The organism is Mojavia sp., from assembly GCF_059505145.1.
On sequence record NZ_JCACKA010000135.1, the window covers coordinates 113,909 to 134,521 of the forward strand.

17 protein-coding genes and 1 tRNA gene are annotated in these 20,613 nt (G+C 41.0%); 14 read left to right on the forward strand and 4 right to left on the reverse strand.

Features of this window, described 5'->3' with window-relative positions; all coding sequences use genetic code 11:
* The first annotated feature begins 5 nt into the window (after positions 1–5).
* The 14 genes from AC5JL8_RS36115 to AC5JL8_RS36180 all read left to right on the forward strand — a co-directional run bounded on the left by AC5JL8_RS36115 (position 6) and on the right by AC5JL8_RS36180 (position 16,645).
* Complete coding sequence (locus tag AC5JL8_RS36115; RefSeq protein WP_495884498.1) at positions 6–905, forward strand: LysR family transcriptional regulator; 900 nt, start codon at positions 6–8, stop codon at positions 903–905.
* A 918-nt stretch (positions 906–1,823) separates the two neighbouring features.
* The gene (locus AC5JL8_RS36120; protein WP_495884499.1) at positions 1,824–3,095 is read left to right on the forward strand and encodes a glycosyltransferase family 4 protein; all 1,272 of its coding nucleotides are present in this window, start codon (positions 1,824–1,826) and stop codon (positions 3,093–3,095) included.
* 790 nt (positions 3,096–3,885) lie between these two features.
* Positions 3,886–4,347 carry a ribosome silencing factor gene (gene rsfS, locus AC5JL8_RS36125; RefSeq protein ID WP_495884500.1) on the forward strand — a complete coding sequence of 154 codons (462 nt, stop codon included), beginning with the start codon at positions 3,886–3,888 and terminating at the stop codon, positions 4,345–4,347.
* The gene (locus AC5JL8_RS36130; RefSeq protein WP_495884501.1) at positions 4,344–4,844 is read left to right on the forward strand and encodes a CGLD27 family protein; all 501 of its coding nucleotides are present in this window, start codon (positions 4,344–4,346) and stop codon (positions 4,842–4,844) included. Before rsfS ends, AC5JL8_RS36130 begins: the two co-directional genes overlap by 4 nt.
* Positions 4,845–4,944: 100 nt before the next feature.
* Positions 4,945–5,898, forward strand: coding sequence for an asparaginase (locus AC5JL8_RS36135; RefSeq protein ID WP_495884502.1), 954 nt, complete (start codon positions 4,945–4,947; stop codon positions 5,896–5,898).
* 49 nt (positions 5,899–5,947) lie between these two features.
* A tRNA-Met gene (locus AC5JL8_RS36140) sits at positions 5,948–6,024 on the forward strand.
* Between the two features lie 100 nt (positions 6,025–6,124).
* The gene (locus tag AC5JL8_RS36145; protein ID WP_495884503.1) at positions 6,125–7,588 is read left to right on the forward strand and encodes a YcjF family protein; all 1,464 of its coding nucleotides are present in this window, start codon (positions 6,125–6,127) and stop codon (positions 7,586–7,588) included.
* Positions 7,589–7,782: 194 nt separating this feature from the next.
* On the forward strand, positions 7,783–8,424 hold the full coding sequence (locus tag AC5JL8_RS36150) for a Uma2 family endonuclease (RefSeq protein ID WP_495884504.1): 642 nt from the start codon (positions 7,783–7,785) through the stop codon (positions 8,422–8,424).
* A gap of 201 nt (positions 8,425–8,625) precedes the next feature.
* Positions 8,626–9,807, forward strand: a complete 1,182-nt coding sequence (locus tag AC5JL8_RS36155) for a DNA cytosine methyltransferase (protein WP_495884505.1) — start codon at positions 8,626–8,628, stop codon at positions 9,805–9,807.
* Between the two features lie 175 nt (positions 9,808–9,982).
* Positions 9,983–10,663 carry a deoxyribose-phosphate aldolase gene (deoC, locus tag AC5JL8_RS36160; RefSeq protein ID WP_495884506.1) on the forward strand — a complete coding sequence of 227 codons (681 nt, stop codon included), beginning with the start codon at positions 9,983–9,985 and terminating at the stop codon, positions 10,661–10,663.
* Positions 10,664–10,795: 132 nt separating this feature from the next.
* Positions 10,796–11,707 (forward strand): DNA repair protein RecO, encoded by a 912-nt coding sequence (recO, locus tag AC5JL8_RS36165; protein ID WP_495884507.1) that lies wholly within the window; start codon positions 10,796–10,798, stop codon positions 11,705–11,707.
* Positions 11,704–13,356: an MFS transporter gene (locus tag AC5JL8_RS36170; RefSeq protein ID WP_495884508.1), complete on the forward strand. Its 1,653-nt coding sequence runs from the start codon at positions 11,704–11,706 to the stop codon at positions 13,354–13,356. The genes recO and AC5JL8_RS36170 overlap by 4 nt, the downstream gene beginning before the upstream one ends.
* A 357-nt stretch (positions 13,357–13,713) precedes the next feature.
* On the forward strand, positions 13,714–14,862 hold the full coding sequence (locus AC5JL8_RS36175; protein ID WP_495884509.1) for a glycosyltransferase family 4 protein: 1,149 nt from the start codon (positions 13,714–13,716) through the stop codon (positions 14,860–14,862).
* A gap of 814 nt (positions 14,863–15,676) precedes the next feature.
* Entirely contained in the window at positions 15,677–16,645 is a 969-nt protein-coding gene (locus AC5JL8_RS36180; RefSeq protein WP_495884510.1) for an orange carotenoid protein N-terminal domain-containing protein, read from the forward strand.
* A 380-nt stretch (positions 16,646–17,025) separates the two neighbouring features.
* Here AC5JL8_RS36180 and AC5JL8_RS36185 read toward each other — a convergent pair whose 3' ends face one another.
* The 4 genes from AC5JL8_RS36185 to gpmI form a co-directional block, all read right to left on the reverse strand.
* Entirely contained in the window at positions 17,026–17,376 is a 351-nt protein-coding gene (locus AC5JL8_RS36185; RefSeq protein WP_495884511.1) for a hypothetical protein, read from the reverse strand.
* Between the two features lie 186 nt (positions 17,377–17,562).
* Positions 17,563–18,342, reverse strand: a complete 780-nt coding sequence (locus AC5JL8_RS36190) for a peptidase (RefSeq protein ID WP_495884512.1) — start codon at positions 18,340–18,342, stop codon at positions 17,563–17,565.
* 18 nt (positions 18,343–18,360) lie between these two features.
* On the reverse strand, positions 18,361–18,594 hold the full coding sequence (gene secG / locus AC5JL8_RS36195) for a preprotein translocase subunit SecG (RefSeq protein ID WP_495884513.1): 234 nt from the start codon (positions 18,592–18,594) through the stop codon (positions 18,361–18,363).
* A 93-nt stretch (positions 18,595–18,687) separates the two neighbouring features.
* Positions 18,688–20,286, reverse strand: coding sequence for a 2,3-bisphosphoglycerate-independent phosphoglycerate mutase (gpmI, locus tag AC5JL8_RS36200; RefSeq protein ID WP_495884514.1), 1,599 nt, complete (start codon positions 20,284–20,286; stop codon positions 18,688–18,690).
* Positions 20,287–20,613 lie beyond the last annotated feature (327 nt).

The following is a 20,613-nucleotide window of genomic DNA, read 5'->3' on the forward strand; positions in this document are numbered from 1 at the left end:
AATTAATGGAATTGCGACACCTGCGCTACTTTATTGCTGTGGCTGAAGAACTGCACTTTAGTAGAGCTGCAGAACGACTGCATATTGCTCAACCTCCCTTAAGCCAGCAAATTCAGCAGCTAGAGGCGGAATTAGGGGTAGAACTATTTGATCGCAAAACTAAGCGACAGGTACAGCTAACAGCAGCCGGCCAAGTATTTTTGCAAGAGGCTTATCAACTCTTAGCTCAACTAGACAAGGCAATCGATTTAACTCAACGGACGGGACGAGGTGAGAGAGGACAGTTACGAATCGGGTTCACCAGTTTGGTGAGTTATGATGTACTTCCTGTAATTTTGCGGAGTTTTCGAGAGCAATTTCCAGAGGTTGAGTTAATTTTGCAAGAGTTAAGCACAACCCAACAAGAGCAGGCATTAGGTGATCGCTCCATTCATGTGGGTTTTGCCCATCCACCCTTGGAAAACAACACACTTTCTCAGGAGTGTATTCAGCAAGAACCCCTAATTGTAGCTTTGTCAGAAACGCATTCCTTAGCTAAACAAGAACGTATATCAGTGCGATCGCTGGCTGATGAGTCTTTTATTATGTTTCCTCGCCATTTAGGGCCGGGACTTTACGACCAAATTGTGAGTCTTTGTCAGCTAGGAAATTTCAGCCCCAAAGTGGCTCAAGAAGCCATCCAGATGCAAACAATTATTGGGCTAGTGTCAGCAGGAATAGGGATTGCAATCGTACCGTCTTCTTTGCAAAATTTTCAAAGGTCTGGCGTAGTCTATTGTCTAGTACAAGAAAAAACACCATTAGTAGAAACTTCTGTAGTATGGCAGCAAGAAAATATAACGCCAGTAATTAGAGAATTTTTACAGGTTGTGAGAAATATTTGTAGTCAATCCATTCAAGAATGAATGCAATAAAATCTGCACCTATAGCTAGCTTAATAAAGCTAAATTTTAATCAGTTTAATTAATTTAATTACCCATAAAAAATTTAAATATTATTCAATTTTTAGGCGTTATATTGAAATTAGATATAATTTGTCTCACGACTTAGTAAAGGATAAAATTCCGCCAGAGGCTTCTACTTAATTAAGTCTGATTACTAGAATTTAAACTTTTGATATTTTGCTCATGTCCACCTATAAATCTAATCTTTTAGTGTACAGGTTAATTAAACGTACTTTTATATAAGATCAGCTATAGCTAATACTCGTAATGCCACAGCATTACTGTGCCTCTAAAGCGTGGTCTATTTATCTAAAAATAGCTGTATTTATATATTAAATTTACATTTTTATAATTGCATAAATATCCATTAATATATTATTTAAAATCTTTTTCAGGTGTAGAGCGCTATAGTTTAACCTCATTAAGCAAGTATCAAATTTTACTAAATGTAATGACGCTCTAAGATAAAATCTGTATAATAAATTTATATTTTTTGTTGTTGGGCAGTAATTTCTAAAGTTGTCGATACTACAATAATTTTTATCTTTACTAAACGTTCTACTCTCTGTTTAGTCTTGGTTTTAAAAAAATTGAGAAAGTTATTTTGATTATTATTGGAAGCTTTATGAACTAAAATTTATAGTAATTATACTTAAGTAATACTTCGAGATACAAAAGTCAAAAAATATCTGATTAGTAATAAATACCTTACGTACTATTTACGGATTTTATATCAAATTTTACTCAATCTTCAAAAAATATTACTGACATAAAACCCATCTACATAGAGAATTAAGTATAGATGCTTTAGATCACTAACGATCCTTGATAAAAATATTGTTTTTTAATAAAAAGCCAGGGACTTCTGACTAATTTGTTATGCGGATTTTAATTTATTCCTACAACTACTATCCAGAACCAATTGGTATTGCCCCGCTGATGACGGAATTAGCAGAGGGTCTGGTTAAGCGTGGACACCAAGTGCGTGTAGTCACCGCTATGCCCAACTATCCTGAGCGTCAAATTTATCCAGGCTATCGAGGCAAGTGGTATATGACTGAATACAAAAATGGTGTTCAAATTCAACGCAGTTATGTTTGGATTCGCCCACAACCAAACCTACTAGACCGGGTATTACTAGATGCTAGTTTTGTCGTTACCAGCTTTTTGCCCGCACTCATGGGCTGGCGTCCAGATGTGATAATCTCAACGTCACCATCATTACCTGTTTGTTTACCAGCTGCTCTTTTAGGATGGTTGCGTGCTTGCCCGGTAGTTTTAAATCTTCAAGATATATTGCCGGAAGCAGCTATTCATGTAGGACTATTAAAAAATAAATGGCTTATCAAGCTATTTACGAACTTAGAAAAATTTGCTTATCACAGCGCCACTAAAATTAGCGTTATCACTGATGGATTTGTAGAGAATTTGCAAAATAAGGGCGTAGCGTCTCATAAAATTGTGCAAATTCCCAATTGGGTTGATGTGAATTTTATTCGTCCTTTACCTGTAGAAAATAATCCTTTTCGTGCGACACATAACCTGAAGGACAAATTCGTAGTTTTATATTCCGGTAATATTGCCCTGACTCAAGGCTTAGAAACTGTCGTCAAAGCCGCGGCTATGTTACGCCATATCCCAAACATTGCCTTCGTGATTGTTGGGGAAGCTAAAGGGTTAAATAGACTACAGCAGGAGTGTCTGAACTGCGGAGCAGATAACGTTTTACTACTGCCATTTCAAGCCCGCGAAAATCTGCCACAGATGTTGGCAGCAGCGGATGTTGGTTTGGTGGTGCAAAAGAAAAATGTTATCTCTTTTAATATGCCTTCAAAAATACAAGTTTTACTTGCCAGCGGACGGGCATTAGTTGCGTCTGTACCGGAAAATGGCACAGCAGCAAGAGCCATCAGGCAAAGTGGTGGCGGATTCATTGTTCCTCCAGAAGATCCCCAAGCTTTAGCAAATGCAATTTTAGACTTACATCAACATCCAGAAAAAGCCAAAAATCTAGGTTATAAAAGTCGCCAATATGCTGTTGAACAATATGCTTTTGAGCAAGCTTTAAATAGCTATGAGATGTTGTGTTACTCTCTAAAAGCAGATTTCACCGCAATGAAGCCCACAAGTGTTTCAGAACAGAAAGTTTAAGAAATCCGCATTGTGTTCCCACTCATGACTACAAAGTAGATGAATATCTGAAAGTGTGATTATACTAAGCGAGTTTATGAGGCATGACATCCCCAAGCTTGTAGATTTACGTCGGCATTAATAGACTCGAATCGCTGGGATAACCTAAAAAATTAGGTAATTGTCTGCCAGGACAACCTTAGTCAAGATGTATTACTCTCTTAATGGTTACTTGAAGAAGTATTACAACTGTTTGCCAATCAAACTTTAGATAGACCAAGTATGACTTCGCTATGGTGTATGTTATTTTCAACAGAACACGTGGATGCAAGATGCGGCAATATTTCTGAATAACAATACAATTTATGACTCCGGGAGCGATCTTATATTATATATCTCAAGTTGTTTGGTGATTCTGTAATTATTTCCTGAAATTACTGCTTGACAGCCATTGCTTGATATATTCCCGCGCAATATTCACTCACAATTAGTTTTTGCTCTCATAACATGCTCAATTAGCAAAAACCGTCTTTGGTCTAGGCAGTAGTCATGTAGAGCATTGAGCGCATCTGTTTAATAAACTAGTTCACCTAATATCTAAATTGCCAGCCAGATTACCGAAACTAGCGTCAGATGCTTTCTCGTTAATCTTGAAATTCAAACAGCCAATAGTATAACCAAGCCGCATCGACACCCTTTTTTTTGTTAGTATTCAAGAAAAACAATTTACATACTTACAGTTACAGTTCAATTGTTGGTTGTCAGTAATTGTAAAAAATTGTAACGAAAGGGATAAAGTACCTGAGGTTTAATGGCTGATTATTTCCAAGGAGATTTCCCAATACAGTCCGTTTCTTTGACAAAGAGTGCGGTCACAAGCGCACAAGCTGAAAACGAAGAAGCGAGTAGAAAAATAGCTTTAACTGTCGCTGAAGCAGCATCAGACCGCAAAGCTGGGGATATTTTATTGCTCAGGGTAGCAGATGTATCTTACTTGGCAGATTACTTCGTGATGATGACTGGCTACTCTAGGGTACAAGTAAGAGCGATCGCCGAAGCTATTGAAGAACAAGTAGAAAGTGAATGGCAACGGCGTCCCTTGCGGACAGCAGGCAAAGCAGAGGGAAGTTGGGTTCTGCAAGACTATGGCGAAGTGATTGTTCACATCATGATGCCTAGAGAGCGGGAGTTTTATAATTTAGAAGCGTTCTGGTCTCATGCAGAACGCTTAGAACTTCCAACATCCGATGACGGTGGGAGTAAACCAACATGATGAAATCCTCGGTTTCAAATTGCCCAGTTCCGACTGAACAACAACCACTCAATGAGTACGAAGAATTAAAAGCGTCCTGGCTGTTTCGTGATTGTGCCTCAAATTGGAGTGAGCAGATCACGAAAATGGTTTGGATTTGGGGTTTATCCTGGCTGGTGGCAGGGCCAGTGGCAGCAGCCAGTTTTCCCCCACATAAACATATTGCCCAATTTATTCTCTGTAGTGCAGCAGGAGCGAGTATAGGTGTAGTGCTGGCACTAGTGCGATTATATTTGGGCTGGTTCTATGTGCGCGATCGCCTCTTCAGCCCAACGGTATTTTATGAAGAGTCTGGGTGGTACGACGGTCAAACTTGGACGAAACCGCAGGAAGTGCTAACCCGCGATCGCCTGATTGCTACATACGAAATCAAACCTATTCTCCAGCGCTTGCAATTTACTTTTGCTGGCTTGGCAGTAATGTTCCTTGCTGGTACTATAGTTTGGCATTTGTTGTAAATAGTCATATCGTCAACAGTCAAATAGCTCTTAACTAGGGTCTTTTGGTTGTTGACAAATAAAAAATTGTAAATAACACAAAAGTGATAAATTTTAACCCATGACAATGGGAAAACGAACACAAGCCGCAGCACTGGAAGTCAGGTTGCTCCGGGAAGGAATCATTGAATCGAGGCATATAGTCCAGGCTGTTGTATGCGACGAGCGGGGACGGGTTTTGTCCGTTGCCGGAAACTCTGAAACTGCTGCATTTGTCCGGTCAGCACTCAAACCGTTTCAGGCACTTGCAGTTACATCCACAGGTACATTGGAACGCTACGACCTCAGCGATCGTGATTTAGCGATTATTACTAGTTCCCATAAAGGAACAGTAGAACAGGTAAGACAGGCATTTAACATTCTTTGGCGGGCCGATCTTGACCCGACTACTCTTCAATGTCCAATTCCTGAAGGAAAACGCAGTCCTCTAGAATACAATTGCTCTGGTAAACATGCGGGAATGTTAGCTGTTTGTCAGCAACGCCACTGGCCTTTGACTAACTACTTAGAACGCAAACACCCAGTGCAACAATTAATTCTCAGCAAGGTAGCAGAATTGCTCCGAATGCCATCTGAAGAATTTCTCAGCGCTCATGACGACTGTGGTGCACCGACTTATCTCATGCAACTCGGTCAGATGGCATCTCTGTATGCCTTACTAGCCTCTGGTAAAACTTTGGATATGGAGCGCATTGTCCGTGCCATGACTCATCACCCAACTATGGTAGCTGGAGATGGTGAATTTGATACGGAACTAATGCGCCTAGCCCCAGGAGAATTGGTCAGTAAAGCTGGCGCTGAAGGCGTTCAGTGTATTGGCAGGCTAGGGGAAGGTATGGGATTAGCGATTAAAGTCATGGATGGGGCAAAACGAGCAAAATATGCCGTTGCTATTTACTTGCTTCAACAAATGGGCTGGATTAGTCCCAGTGTGGCAGAAAGCCTGTCTGAAAAGTTTATGATCTTGGGAAAATACAAGCGTTTAGAAGTTGTTGGAGAATTATCACTTTTATAGTTGCCAAAGTTGGAACTTTGTGGTTATACTATAAAAGTAAAGAAAACGACGCGGGATAGAGCAGCCTGGTAGCTCGTCGGGCTCATAACCCGAAGGTCAGTGGTTCAAATCCACTTCCCGCCACCAAGTTAAAGATAAAACAAACCCCTGTAATCTGTTAAGGTTGCAGGGATTTGTTTTATTTTGATCTATCCTGGTAGAAGCCATCCAAAAAGCGCGGAGAGTCATGGTTGTGAAGTTGCAGCGACCAATTTTAGTGGGAGGATTGGGACTGTCCTTTTCCCTGTGGATGTTAGACAGTTGGCACGATTCAATAGTGCAAGTTGGTGAGTTTGGTTTATTGAGTGCCATAGCCGTCGGCGGTGGTTTGTGGTTATTGCGGCAAACTCGCCCTAAAAGCAACCTAGATTTTCTAGATGATGCAGTTGTAGATCGGGCAAGCGTAGAAAGTGCGATCGCCAAAACTGAAGCCGTAATTAATCAACTAGCACAAGAAGCGGAAAACCATACAGCCTTAGGGAACCTACGAGAACAAGTTACCCAATTACTCAAGGAATTAGATAGGCAAGACATTAAATTAGCTGTTACTGGCGGCAAATCAGTGGGTAAAACCACTTTGATTCAAGTTTTAGAGTCTAGTTGGCAGCAAGAAATACAGCGAAAGATTACCTATCAAGAAACAGCACCTTTATTTATAGAAGCGGGTGGCAAGTCAGATACAGCTGTTTTGGCAGAAGTACAAAAATCAGATTTTGTTCTGTTCCTCACCAACGGTGATTTAACAGATTCAGAATTTCAAACTCTACAGCAGCTAAAAGCAGCAAATCAGCCGATAATGCTGGTTTTCAACAAACAAGACCAATATTTGCCTGATGAACGCGCTAGCATTTTGCTGTCGTTGAAACAGCGGATGTCAGGTAATTTAGTTGCAACAGCAGCCTCTCCCCTTACCATCAAAGTGCGGAAACACGAGGCAGACGGTTCTGTGCAAGAGTGGATGGAACAACCAGCACCAGACATCGAGTCTTTGACACAGCAGTTGAGTGAAATTTTAGTTCAGCAAGCACAAAAGCTCGTATGGGCAACTACGATCAGAAAAGCTAGGTTGCTAAAAGCTGAGGCGAAAAATTGGCTGAATGCAACAAGACGCGATCGCGCTACCCCAACCATTGAACAATATCAGTGGATAGCTGCCGCTGCTGCCTTTGCCAACCCAGTCCCAGCACTTGATGTTTTGGCAACTGCGGCTATTAATGCCCAGATGGTAATGGATTTGGGTAATATTTATCAGCAGAAATTTTCTTTGGAACAAGCACAAACCGTAGCTGGAACAATGGGAAGTTTAATGCTGAAACTCGGTTTAGTAGAACTTTCTACCAAAGCTATTAGTACTGTTCTTAAAAGTAACGCCATCACCTTTGTGGCTGGCGGCGTCGTGCAGGGAGTAAGTGCAGCTTATCTCACCAGAGTAGCCGGGTTAAGTTTAGTTGAATATTTTGAGCAACAGGAAATAGCTACAGATTCGGGTACTGCTTTGAATCTCGATAAGTTACGCCAAACCTTGCAAAAAGTGTTTCAACAAAATCAACAGATGGCTTTCCTACAAGGTTTTGTTAAGCAGGGTGTGAAGCAGCTGTTGCCAGAAGCCCAGCAGGGTGAACTCATCGCTGTTGAGAAAGCTGTGGGATAATTTCGCGCAAAGGCGAGGCAGGGCGTTGCGGTGATTCCAGCACTGCCTCTTTTTTGTGATTCGTTTCTGATTTCTTGCGCTATGTCCTATAAATAATTGGGCGCATCTTCGTACAGAATTGGTATAAGGCGCAAAGATATTCTTAGCATCTTGGCGGCTTGGCGTGAAGTAAAACAGTAGTTTGGTAAAAGTCTATGGTGACGGCTGCGGCTCTTGCGGAACAGCGGGTGATTCTTAACAACATCAGCTGGCAAACTTTCACAGCTATTCTAAAAGAATTGGGTGAGAAACGAGCTGCGCGTTTGGCATATAACCAAGGAACTTTAGAAATTATGACTCCCTTGGGAGAGCATGAAAACACCAATAGATTTATTGATGATTTGATTCGGATATTAGCAGATGAATTAAATCTAAATTTGAAAAAGTTTGGTTCCTTAACCCTGAAGCGTGATGATATGCAGCGTGGAGTAGAACCTGACTCTTGCTACTATATTCAAAATGAGTCTCTTGCCAGAGGTAAAAGAGATATTGACTTAAACTTTGACCCACCGCCAGACTTAGTTATTGAAATTGATATTACTAGTACTTCTTTAGATAAACGCCCAATTTATGCAAATTTGGGTGTGCCAGAATTTTTGTTGTATGATGGGCGCACTCTAAAATTTTTTGTGCTATCTGAGCCAATCTTAATTTATACCCTAGTACAACAGAGTCCGACTTTTCCTTTGTTAATGCTAGATGTAATTCCTCGGTTTATTGAGCAAAGCCTAACTGAGGGAGAAACATTAACTTTGCGCTCGTTTCGTACTTGGGTGAGCCAAAGATTGAAGTATTAAAAAGGTTTTTATTATAATAAATAATCTCACTATAAATTTGATACGTGCATCTACAAAATTTAACTTGCTAATTAAATACCTTGATAATCTCATGCAAAGGTATAATTCTTAAATGTTGGGATACTTTCCTTATAAACCTGTGATTTTGATTGCAGACAAAATATTTATATAGTAATTTTTACAAGGATTATATGTTAATAGATGGCTAGTTTTCGCCCTTGTCTTTTCTCCTTTTTTGCTGGTTCAGGGTTTCTAGATTTAGGATTTGAAACTAGCGGTTTTAACATAGTCTACGTCAACGAGATATTTTCCCCATTTATGGCAGCATATCGCTATTCAAGGGAAGTTCTCAAACTGCCATTGCCAGAATATGAATATCATCACGGAGAAGCAGCAGACGTAAGTAAACTTATCGAAGGAATAGAAGCACAACACTTCTGGCAATTAGTCAAAGATTGTCGCAAATCCCATAATATTATTGGCTTTATCGGTGGGCCTCCCTGTCCTGATTTTTCTATTGGGGGAAAAAACAGAGGTTACTTAGGAGATAATGGTAAACTTTCATCTGCCTATATTGAATTAATTTGTCGAAATCTGCCAGACTTCTTTTTATTTGAGAATGTCAAGGGATTGTGGAAAACGAAAAAACACCGTTTATTTTTTGAGTCACTTAAGCACAAGTTAAAGCAAGCAGGCTATATATTAACAGAACGCCTGATTAATGCCATTGAATATGGTGTACCGCAGGATAGAGAAAGAATCATTCTGATTGGCTTCCAAAAAGATTTAATTCAGGATATGAGAATACAATTTCTAAGCGACCAAGTAATACCTGAAGAAGTTTTTCCTTGGAAGAATCAGATTCTCTATCCTAAAGAAAAAGTTTTTGCTTACCCTTGGGGTAAGTGTGAACCATTTCAAGTAGATTCTATAATTCCTTGTCCTGAAGGTATTCCTCAAGAACTAACAGTTGAATACTGGTTTAACAAAAATAATGTGTTGAACCATCCTAATACTGAACACCATTTTCAACCTAAGGCAGGTATTACAAAATTTGCTGCTGTTGATGAAGGAGATGATTCTAAGAAGTCTTTCAAACGTCTTCACAGATGGCGTTACTCTCCCACAGCTTGCTATGGAAATAATGAAGTTCACTTACATCCCTACAAACTAAGGCGAATTTCTGTAGCGGAAGCTTTAGCAATTCAATCTTTGCCTGCAAATTTTTACCTATCTGAGAATATGTCACTCACCAATATGTTTAAAACTATTGGTAATGGTGTACCGTATTTGGCATCAAAAGCATTAGCTCAAACTATTCTTAATTTTCTAATAACTGGGATCAAAAATCCTGTTGATCTTTCTCAGGTTACAACTGGCTAATGGTAACTCTAATACCGACAGTAATTCAGATGTACCTGCACAGCCTGCATCCAAGGCTAAATAAGTAGAGTGTTTTCGGGGAAACCCGTAATAAATGTGGTTTAATATATATATAAGAAATGATTTAATTTTTCATATAGATTAATAATCAAAGCAATCACTGGTAGAAGACACAATGGCAGCAGACTATCCAGACATTGATATTGCGCCATTTATCGATCATTCCCTGCTGATGCCAACGGCTACCCCAGAGCAGGTTGAGCAATGGTGTGAAGAAGCATACAGATTTAATTTTGCGGCGGTTTGCCTGCACCCTAGCTACGTGAAGAAGGCGGCAGAAATTCTGCATGGCAAGAATCCTAAAGTCTGTACAGTGATTGGTTTTCCCACTGGAGCAACCACTCCAGCAGTTAAGCTATATGAGGCTCAAGAAGCAGTAGAAAATGGAGCCACTGAACTCGATGTGGTTATCAACTTGGGCTGGTTAAAAGCTGGCAAAACTGAAGAAGTTCACCGAGAAATTGCCGAAATTTGTGAAGAGACTGGGCAAACTGTCAAAGTAATTCTGGAAACTAACCTGCTGACAGATGCAGAGAAAAAACTGGCAGCAGAAATATCTATGGAAGCAGGGGCAGCATTCTTAAAAACCAGTACAGGTTGGAATGGTGGTGCTACGGTGGCGGATGTACGCCTTTTGAAGGAAGTAGCAAAGGAAAGGGTGGGAATTAAGGCCTCAGGCGGTATTCGTACTATCAATCAAGCTTTAGACTTAATCTTGGCAGGTGCTACTAGATTAGGCACATCTCGCGGTATCGATTTGATCCGTCAGCGCGATAACCTGGAAAAGGTTGAATAGTCATTTGTGTTTTGTCCTTTGTCAGTTGTTTGTTGTCAGTTGTAGTTGTTTGTGTTTTGCCACTGACCACTGACCACTGGCTACTCACTAACGACTGATGGCTAACGACTAATGACTAATGGCTAATGACTAATGAGTAAAACCTATCAAGCAACTGGAATTAATCTTAAAACCCAGGTACTAGGAGAATCGGATCGAATAGTGACAATTTTGACACGTGAGTTCGGTCTGATTCGAGCAGTTGCTCCTGGGGCACGCAAGCATAACTCAAGCTTGGGTGGTAGGAGTGGGATGTTTGTAGTAAATGAACTACTGATTGCTAAAGGGCGATCGCTCGATAAAATTACACAAGCACAAACAATAAAAACTTATCCAGGTCTGGCTAAAAATTTAGGTAAACTGGCAGCCAGCCAGTATTTAGCTGAGGTAGTCCTATGCCAAGCTTTGAGCGAACAATCCCAAGAAGAACTTTATGAATTACTCAACGAACATCTTAATCGGTTAGAGGTGTTGCCTAATACAAAGGCATCAAGTATTCTCGCTAATCTAGCTCATGGGGTTTTTCATCTTTTAGCCTTTGCAGGACTAACGCCTCAGGTGCAAGTCTGTTGCTTAACTCAACGCCCTCTAACGCCAAACTTTATAGATCCCAATTGGCAGGTAGGATTTAGCGTCCCTATGGGTGGAATAATTTGCTTAAAGGCTTGGGAAGACTTGCGAAAACAGACACAAAGGGAGAAAAAAACAGATACTTCTGTCGCCCCATCACGCCATCCCCCAATCACTACAGCCACTCCAATTCCCAGCTACCAAACAGTTACCCATCGGCAAGAAATACCTGTGATTTCTACTCGTCTGAATGCCACACAACTGGCTATACTCCAGCAGCTGTCGCAACCAGAGATAATGCAAATTAATGCAGCCAGCGATGATGGCTGGTTATCCATTGAGCAAATTCTACGCCAGTATGCTCAATATCATTTAGGTCACCCGATTCGCTCCGCCACCTTAATAGATTCTTATTTTGCTGCCAACCAACCATGATGCAACCGTCTGATTTGGATACCAAAATTCTGCCTTTGTCGCCAAGCTACGCCAAAAAACAGAATAGAGCATCAGATTCTACAGCACCTAATCACCTAAGTGCTGTTCCTAAGTCTACACCCGATCAAATTAATAGCCAAGAAGTGTCTCCAAAAGACGTTTCTAAAATTGATAAAAATTGGACATCGGAAATACCAAAAGCCGATGTTACAGAAGCATCTGAAAAACACTCAAAAGAGCAATTAAGAACTACTGAGGCAAGCGGCAAAGGTACTTCCATCACGCAGATGCCAGCCGTTATTAACCCAGTAAAAGAACCGCCGAAATTAAAAGATGTTGATTCAAGCACAGAAGAAGAATCAAATGATGTACAACAGAAGGGTTTTTTGCCTGTATTAAAAAACCCTAATTTTCTAGCTCTTTGGGGTGGTCAAGTTTTCTGTCAATTGGCGGATAAAGTTTATCTAGTGCTGATGATTGCCTTGATTAACACTCAGTTTCAAGCAGGTAATCAGAGCATTAGCGCTTGGGTGTCAGCCTTAATGATGTCTTTTACAATTCCAGCAGTACTATTTGGTTCTGTAGCTGGTGTTTTTGTGGATCGCTGGCCAAAAAAGGCGGTACTGGTAGCAACAAATGTTTGGCGGGGTATCTTGGTTTTGGCTATTCCCCTACTGTTATGGTTGACTCATGATTGGAAACCATTAGGAATGTTACCAATTGGTTTTTTGATCATCTTGGGTGTGACATTTTTAGTGTCCACGCTGACGCAGTTTTTTGCACCAGCAGAACAGGCAGCAATTCCTTTAGTGGTGGAAGAACAGCATTTACTCTCGGCTAACTCTCTGTACACGACTACAATGATGGCATCGGTAATTGTAGGGTTTGCTGTAGGAGAGCCACTGTTGGCGATCGCAGATCAACTTTGGCTGCAACTTGGTGGTAGTGGTGAATTGGGTAAAGAAATTGTCGTGGGTGGCAGTTATGCGATCGCTGGGCTAATTTTGTTTTTCCTGGCTACGAAAGAAAAACCCCACGGGCCTGAAACAGAATTTCCCCACGTTTTCTCTGATCTGCACGATGGACTGCGCTATCTCAAAGACAATCATCGTGTCCGCAGTGCTTTATTGCAATTGATCATCTTGTTTTCCATCTTTGCGGCATTAACTGTTCTAGCCGTTCGCATGGCAGAAATAATTCCCAACTTGAAAGCCTCCCAATTCGGCTTTTTACTAGCAGCTGGTGGTGTTGGCATCGCGGCTGGAGCGACAATTCTAGGGCAGTTTGGTCAACGCTTCTCCTATACCAGCCTCAGTCTGTGCGGTTGTGTAGGTATGGCAACTTCCCTGATTGGTTTGTCGCTATTTACAACACAACTATGGATAGTCCTGCTTTTGATAGCACTATTGGGAATTTTTGGAGCGCTAGTGGGTATACCCATGCAAACTGCAATCCAAACAGAAACCCCGCCAGAAATGCGTGGCAAAGTTTTTGGTCTGCAAAACAATGTGATTAATATTGCCCTTTCCTTACCCTTGGCATTAGCAGGTTTAGCAGAAACCTTTATCGGATTACAAGCAGTCTTTTTATCATTAGCTGCGATTGTCTTTTTTGGAGGTATATTCACCTGGTATAACTCCCATAAATAGTTATCCGATAAATAAAGCTATTAATCATTACTTGGCATAGTTAATAATTTACTGAAAGCTTTTGTTTTCGTGGTAAACTGATTTCAGCAATCAATTAACCATAGTCTAAAGTAGGGATCATTATGAATATTGGCTTGAATAAGTTGTTATCGATGCATAACCATTAACAACTGACAATTAGAATAAATAAAATTATAAATTTACTGGGTAAATTAAGAGCAAAATGTGGCTTTTTTGCAAAATAAAAAGTGGAATTTAATAATACATAAAAAGCCAGCTAGTAGAACAGAATTAAAGAAAAACTACAAAGCAAACAAAACTGAAATATTACCCGCTGTTCTTATAACTGAATAAAGAATGCGTATAGCCTGGATTGGAAAAAAATCACCCTTTTGTGGCAATGTTACCTACAGTCGAGAAATTACAAATGCCTTGCTAGACCGAGGGCATCAAGTTAGCTTTCTCCACTTTGCCCAAGAAGAATCTGAACCCGACAAGTGGCCAAATTTCCAAGAAGTTTCCCTTCCCTTCATTTACAAGTCCCAGGTTTACACAATTCCCACTTTCAAAGCAACTAAGGTATTAACTGATTCGCTGCGGGAAATCAAACCAGATATCGTTCATGCTTCTCTAACTCTGTCTCCGCTTGACTTTGTTCTACCAGAAATTTGTGAGCAACTGAATTTGCCACTAATTGCTACTTTCCACACACCATTTGCAGGAAAGGGAGCAAAACTGATATCAGGAACTCAACTATTGGCATATCAACTATACGCACCTTTTTTGGGTAACTATGATCGCGTAATTGTCTTTTCCCAAATTCAGCGAGAATTATTGGCGCGTATGGGTGTGCAAGAAAAAAATATCGCCGTAATTCCCAATGGAGTTGATACTGCTAAGTATTCTCCGGGGCCTTCTAAAGTTAAAGTAGAATTTCAAGCCGAACGCTTATTTGTTTATCAAGGCCGCATAGCTCCTGAAAAAAATGTTGAACCTCTGCTAAAGGCTTGGAAGCAGTCGCAAATGGGGTCTGATAGCAAGTTGTTAATCGTTGGTGATGGCCCTTTGAAGCCTTCTTTACAGCCATTTTATGGTGCAGATGAGGGCATTATCTGGTTAGGATTTATTGCCGATGAAAACCGACGTATCGATATTCTGCGGGGAGCAGATGTATTCATTTTGCCTTCATTGGTAGAGGGATTATCCCTATCTCTGTTAGAAGCTATGGCATCTGGGCTGGCTTGTTTAGCAACCAACGTGGGTGCAGATGGAGAAGTTTTAGAAAAAGGGGCAGGGGTAGTTCTGAATACAAAGACAGTGCGATCGCAATTACGAACTCTCTTGCCACTATTTCAAGACCATCCTGAGTTAACCACTTTGCTGGGGCAAAAAGCCAGAAAGCGTGTATTAGACCGCTATACTCTCAGTAAAAATATTACTCTACTGGAAGAACTGTATCAGGAAGTATTAACACAGCGACCTGTACAGTTAAGTTGGGGAGCGTAGAAAAAAGTTCTTATCTGAATTTTGGTTAGTATTTTTAGTTTTTCGCTATCTGAAAACTTGCTTTTTGAAACACCTGCTAGAAAGGCGTTTTCAAAACTTTTTAGCAGTGGCGAAACTTTCGTAACAGTAGCAATTTCTTAGGCTGTGCCTTTTGTAGAAAACGCAGATGTTGAGAACATCTTGGATAAAGCGTTTTCAGCAAATTTAAATCATATAAATACGTTTCTAGTTGCGTTCTAAGTGTTGGGTGCGATCGCTCACTAGCGGTTTTTAGTGCTTAGTGATCAAGTTAACAATTTAGCACTGGTAAGTTAGGTAAAAATTAAGAAAAGCTTGTGATATTAAAGTTGCGAGGCTTGCACCACAAGCTTTTCTTTTCCACCAAGCTTGCTTCAGGATCATCCGTGAAAGGCAGTAGGAGGCAAGGTTTTGCCGAACTATGTCACAAATATTTTAAAAAACTTTACAAAACTTAAGTTTTATTGTTACACTTCTTTACATAAAAGATAAACCTCTGATGAGAGGGCTGCATGACTAAGTGCAGTTTTGTCATCCACCGCTAAGTGTGAATTAACACATTTGCAATCGCACTAAATATGTACCTGCAAGACAGTCCCCAGACTGGCTTGAGTTGGTATGCAAACAAACTTACTTTTTGCAAGTACTTTCGGGTTGGTTGTGTCTCACTTTTAGCGCTGAAAGTCTTGAATTGAGGAGAGTTGATAGGGTTTCTTGCTAGCTTGCCTCAGTTTTAAGATCCTTCGTTGAAATTTTGAAAGCAGCTAATTAACAAACAATACTGGAGATTGTGATCATGGCTTTGACTATCGAGTCCGCTCAAAGTATTTTCTCTAACACTCAAGTTCCTAGCCCGATTCCAGCCACTATAGCGCTGTTCGATCAACTCAGTGTTGATGATCAGTTGGCATATCTCTGGTATGCCTACACTGAAATGGGTCGTACAATTACCCCTGCTGCTCCTGGCGCAGCACGCCTGCAACTAGCAGAAAGTTTGCTAACCCAAATTAAGCTGATGTCTCAGGAAGAGCAAATGCAAGTCATGCGAGATCTTGCTAACCGTGCTGATACTCCTATTAGCCGTTCTTACGGATTCTTCAGCGTTAATACCAAGCTGGCTTTTTGGTATGAGTTGGGAGAGTTGATGAAACAGGGTATCGTCACTCCTGTCCCAACAGGTTATCAAATGTCCCCTGGTGTGAAAGTAGTGCTAGAAGCAACCCAGAAGCTTGATCCAGGTCAGCAAATTACAGTACTACGTAATACCGTAGTAAACATGGGATTCGATACTTCAGAGCTTGGCCCAAGTAGTTATCCCAAAGCCGTTGCAGAGCCTGCGTTCCCACGTACAGCTCCCGTTGCTACCTCAGTCAAGATAGATGGCATCACAGAACCTGCTGTACTCAGCTACATTGAAGCTATGAATGCAGACAACTTTGATGCTGCGATTAATCTGTTTACTCCTGACGGTGCGCTACAACCACCATTCCAAAAAGCGATTGTTGGTCGTGAGGCGATCGCCAAATATATGCGTGAAGAAGCCCAAGGACTTAACATGATGCCAAAGCAGGGCATTAGCGAAGTTCAACCAGATGGCTCTAAGCAGCTTAAAATTACAGGTGTAGTACAAACTCCTTGGTTTGGTGTCAACGTAGGGATGAATATTGCTTGGCGGTTCTTAATCAATCCGCAAGGCAAGATTTTCTTTGTGGCGATCGATATGCTGGCATCTCCTCAAGAATTACTTAGCCTGCGTCCTGTGTAGAAAGCATCTATTTAAGAAATAAGTGAAACCCAACAAACCCCCGGAAATGTTGGGTTTCACTACGTTCAACCCAACCTACGCACTATAAGGTTTTTGACTATACAAAAATAATCAAAGGATCGCGCAACAAAGTTAAGCAGCTTTGAGAACAGTAATTAGTGAGAATTAAATACACAGTTATGTCTGATGATTAAAGAGATATCTAGCCTAAATGTTTAATAATCTATATTTGTAAATCCTTCAGGATCTTGTAAGATAAATATGAATTTATGATGGTGAAAATAAATTTTAGTAAAAAGCAGTAATGGGCGTGATGAGCAATAAAAGTCATTTTCCATTACCGCTACAATTTTTTCAAAACTATATTTATTTTTGAACTATCATACTATCCGAGATAAAACTTTTTTAGCATTAAGGTAAAGTTCCACATGATTCGGATTACCAACTAATAGACGAAACATATCCCATTCATCTGGTGTAATTTGTACATAATCTTTGTAACCGTCTGCTGTAGCTCGGATTTGCCGTGAGCTATTTGTTTTTGAATTAATTTTTAAGTATCGCCCTCGGTCTCCTGTTCTACGCACCCTGATTCTCCATAAAGTACCAGAACTATCTTGTACATCTACTTCACCGTAATAATCTTTACTATCATGCATTACAAAGTTAAATGCTTTGTCAAATTCTGTACCAAAGTCTTTAACATCCTTGAATATATCGAATATTCCCATTGCTCTTAAACCAATAAAGGCTAATATTATGGTTCCCAGAAATTATTAGGAATTAACTAAAAAGCCACGACCGCGCAATAAAGGTACACAATATTGGTAGTTGTAAGCCTTGTTAAATATAGTTTTCGGGTGAGTTGGAAACTTGATATCTTACTTTTTTCTTACCCGCTGAAACTCAAGCGACTATCAAGGCCATCCTAAGCTGGTTGGCTGTTCATAAACCCGCTTCAAGGTATTCACATCTCTAGGAGAAATAGGCGGTGGATTACGAACTTGAGAAAAGTATAGGGCATCGGTTTGTAGCGGACTATGACCCCAAATTCCCAAGGCATGACCAAATTCATGGCGGGCTGCTGCGACGAGATAATTACCACTCTGGCTAGGACTCAGCAAAATAGTGAAGCGGTGCAATAAAACTTTGTTGTTGGTATATAACTCGTAGTTAGTTTGGGCGGAACGCGCACGGGGAATTTTGTTATTGGGTGAAATTTGAAGTGGTGGCGCTTTTCGCAAAATTTTAATATCTGCAACCTCTGGCTGTTCAACTACTGCTAAAGGCAAATAAGCATTCCACTCCTGCACAGCCTGCAAAACACTGTTAACCCATGCTTGAGCTTGCTGGCTACTAATTGCTTTTGGTGGTTGTACGTAAACCCGAACGGGAAACTGTGACCAAATGAGATAACCAACTTGGGTAGTTGTGATTTGAGAAAAGTAATCACCACTGTTGGTTTTATCTTGCCACTGCGCTAGTGTTGGCGGTAGAGGATGGGATTTTGGAGAAGGTATAGAGAGGGAGGTAGAGTCCTCGGTATACAGCGTTTTGGTAGGAACAGCAGTAGACTGAGTGTTGGTAAAAATGACTAACAGCCCTGTGCCAATAGCTAAGGCAAGGACTGCTAGTAACCGCCAGGTAATTAAATTTTTGAGGGTGTTGGGTGTTGGGTATTGGATTTTATTCCCCATTTCCCTATTTTCCTATTTTTATTTAGGCAGCCAACCAGCGCTCAAAACTACTGTTAAACCGAGGAAAATTACTGTCAATGCCCAAGTAACTCGGTTCAATGTATTTTCTGCACTCTTGGTGCTGCTAAACAGCTGAGCTTGTCCACCAATGGCTCCAATACCATCGCCTTTAGGACTATGCAGCAACACTAAGACAATTAAACCAGCGGCGGAAAGCGCCCAAATGCTTTGCACAATGTTAGAAACTGTCATAGTAACAATCTAAATAGATAGATAATAAATTTTAAAACAAATGAGTCAAGAGTCAGGTAACAGGTAACAGTTAAATGTTACCTGCTATTAATTTTACAGACCAACTTGCGCGGGAGTACGAGTGCGTTGTACATCATATTCTGCTGGTTTCAGCAGCGATCGCCCTGTCATTTCTGATGGCTGAGGTAGTTGTAAAATATCCAGAATTGTGGGGGCAATATCGGCTAGCTTACCATCGCTTCGCAATTCGACATTTGTACCATGTCCAGGGATTTTTACTTTTTCTCCTTCCACCACAATTAAGGGAACTGGGTTGGTAGTGTGAGCTGTCCAAGGATTACCCACATCATCTAGCATATGTTCAGCATTGCCGTGGTCGGCAGTAATAATTGTTGTGCCGCCAACTTTAATAATGCTAGTGAGTAGGCGACCCAAACAACGATCAACCTTTTCAATTGCCTCCATCGTAGCTTCTATCTGACCAGTATGCCCTACCATATCTGGGTTGGCATAATTAATCACAACTAGAGAGTAGACACACTTTTCAATCGCTGCGATCGCTACATCTGTAACTGCTGCTGCTGACATCGCTGGCGCTTTGTCATAAGTTGCTACCATTGGACTGCTTACCAGTTCCCGGTCTTCTCCAATAAAAGGTTCCTCTAAACCCCCATTAAAGAAATAAGTGACGTGGGCATATTTTTCGGTTTCCGCAGTGCGTAGCTGCTTCAGACCATGATTAGCTATAACTTCCCCCAGAATATTACTGAGATTCTGAGGTTCAAAAGCTACAGCTACTTCTAAGTCTGGATCATACTGAGTAAAAGTAGCAAAAGACAGCGGCTTAATTAGCTGTCTTTCAAAGCCTGTAAAGTTGGGGCTGACAAAAGCTTGAGTTAGTTGTCTAGCGCGGTCGGGGCGGAAGTTAAAAAATATTACCCCATCACCTGTTTCTATTGCGCCTGGAGCAATTCGTAATGGAAGGATGAACTCGTCCGTCACACCTTCGGCGTAAGATGCTTGCAAGATTTCTACAGCTTGGCGCTCATCATCTACGGTGTTTTGTGTCATCACGTCATAGGCACGTTTGACCCGATCCCAGCGGTGATCGCGATCCATCGCATAGTAGCGACCGCTAAGAGTGACTATGCGCCCAATTCCTATGCGGTCTAGGTAGTCTTGCAGCAACCCAATGCTTTTTATACCATTTGTCGGTTTAGTGTCACGGCCGTCGGTGATGGCGTGGATACAAACTTGGGAAATTCGCTCTTGCTTGGCTAAGTCAAGTAGTCCGAATAGATGGGTGAGATGCGAGTGTACCCCACCATCAGAACAAAGCCCTACTACATGAAGCTTGCCATGGCGATCGCGAACTTCCTGGCAAATTTTGACAAGTGCTGGGTTGCTCTTGATAGAACCGTCTTCGACAGCATCTGAGATGCGGACTAATTCTTGTGGTACCACTCGCCCAGCGCCAATGTTCAAATGACCAACTTCAGAGTTGCCCATTTGGCCCTCTGGCAACCCCACGGCTTTTCCTGATGTGTGGATGAGGGTGTGCGGATACGCTGCCCATAGGCTATCCATGACTGGAGTTTTAGCCGCAACAATAGCGTTTCCTCGCGTCTCCTCGCAGTAGCCCCATCCGTCTAAAATGACTAGCACCACAGGAGCAACAGGTGCTTTGGTCATAGTAAAATTGCCCTTTACTTTTTGTAATACCCGAATGATACCACTGCTACTCACCGCTGCAAGTGAATTTCTGCTTATTAACTTCTTTTATGAATGATTTACATTATTTTGATGCTTTTTTAAAATTTAGTAACTTTTGCGTGTTTTTTTGATAATTAGGTGGACATAATCATAGACAAAAAAGTTTTTGATTACCGTCAGTGAGCAGTAGTTCCTCATTAGTAGCACTTACGGCTTTTCAATATTCACTGACGAACCTGATACTTATATTTATTTATGCCCAGTAAATTATTTAAACAGAGGTTTATTTATTAGTAGTAAGCCATG

What these genes read in the sequence shown, in the direction of transcription:
- AC5JL8_RS36175 (WP_495884509.1), top strand. Translation starts at nt 13,714, where the DNA reads ATGCGTATAGCCTGGATTGGAAAAAAATCACCCTTTTGTGGCAATGTT.
- deoC (WP_495884506.1), top strand. Translation starts at nt 9,983, where the DNA reads ATGGCAGCAGACTATCCAGACATTGATATTGCGCCATTTATCGATCAT.
- AC5JL8_RS36135 (WP_495884502.1), top strand. Translation starts at nt 4,945, where the DNA reads ATGACAATGGGAAAACGAACACAAGCCGCAGCACTGGAAGTCAGGTTG.
- gpmI (WP_495884514.1), bottom strand. Translation starts at nt 20,286, where the DNA reads ATGACCAAAGCACCTGTTGCTCCTGTGGTGCTAGTCATTTTAGACGGA.
- rsfS (WP_495884500.1), top strand. Translation starts at nt 3,886, where the DNA reads ATGGCTGATTATTTCCAAGGAGATTTCCCAATACAGTCCGTTTCTTTG.
- AC5JL8_RS36120 (WP_495884499.1), top strand. Translation starts at nt 1,824, where the DNA reads ATGCGGATTTTAATTTATTCCTACAACTACTATCCAGAACCAATTGGT.
- AC5JL8_RS36190 (WP_495884512.1), bottom strand. Translation starts at nt 18,342, where the DNA reads ATGGGGAATAAAATCCAATACCCAACACCCAACACCCTCAAAAATTTA.
- AC5JL8_RS36145 (WP_495884503.1), top strand. Translation starts at nt 6,125, where the DNA reads ATGGTTGTGAAGTTGCAGCGACCAATTTTAGTGGGAGGATTGGGACTG.
- recO (WP_495884507.1), top strand. Translation starts at nt 10,796, where the DNA reads ATGAGTAAAACCTATCAAGCAACTGGAATTAATCTTAAAACCCAGGTA.
- AC5JL8_RS36115 (WP_495884498.1), top strand. Translation starts at nt 6, where the DNA reads ATGGAATTGCGACACCTGCGCTACTTTATTGCTGTGGCTGAAGAACTG.
- AC5JL8_RS36170 (WP_495884508.1), top strand. Translation starts at nt 11,704, where the DNA reads ATGATGCAACCGTCTGATTTGGATACCAAAATTCTGCCTTTGTCGCCA.
- AC5JL8_RS36130 (WP_495884501.1), top strand. Translation starts at nt 4,344, where the DNA reads ATGATGAAATCCTCGGTTTCAAATTGCCCAGTTCCGACTGAACAACAA.
- AC5JL8_RS36155 (WP_495884505.1), top strand. Translation starts at nt 8,626, where the DNA reads ATGGCTAGTTTTCGCCCTTGTCTTTTCTCCTTTTTTGCTGGTTCAGGG.
- AC5JL8_RS36150 (WP_495884504.1), top strand. Translation starts at nt 7,783, where the DNA reads ATGGTGACGGCTGCGGCTCTTGCGGAACAGCGGGTGATTCTTAACAAC.
- secG (WP_495884513.1), bottom strand. Translation starts at nt 18,594, where the DNA reads ATGACAGTTTCTAACATTGTGCAAAGCATTTGGGCGCTTTCCGCCGCT.
- AC5JL8_RS36185 (WP_495884511.1), bottom strand. Translation starts at nt 17,376, where the DNA reads ATGGGAATATTCGATATATTCAAGGATGTTAAAGACTTTGGTACAGAA.
- AC5JL8_RS36180 (WP_495884510.1), top strand. Translation starts at nt 15,677, where the DNA reads ATGGCTTTGACTATCGAGTCCGCTCAAAGTATTTTCTCTAACACTCAA.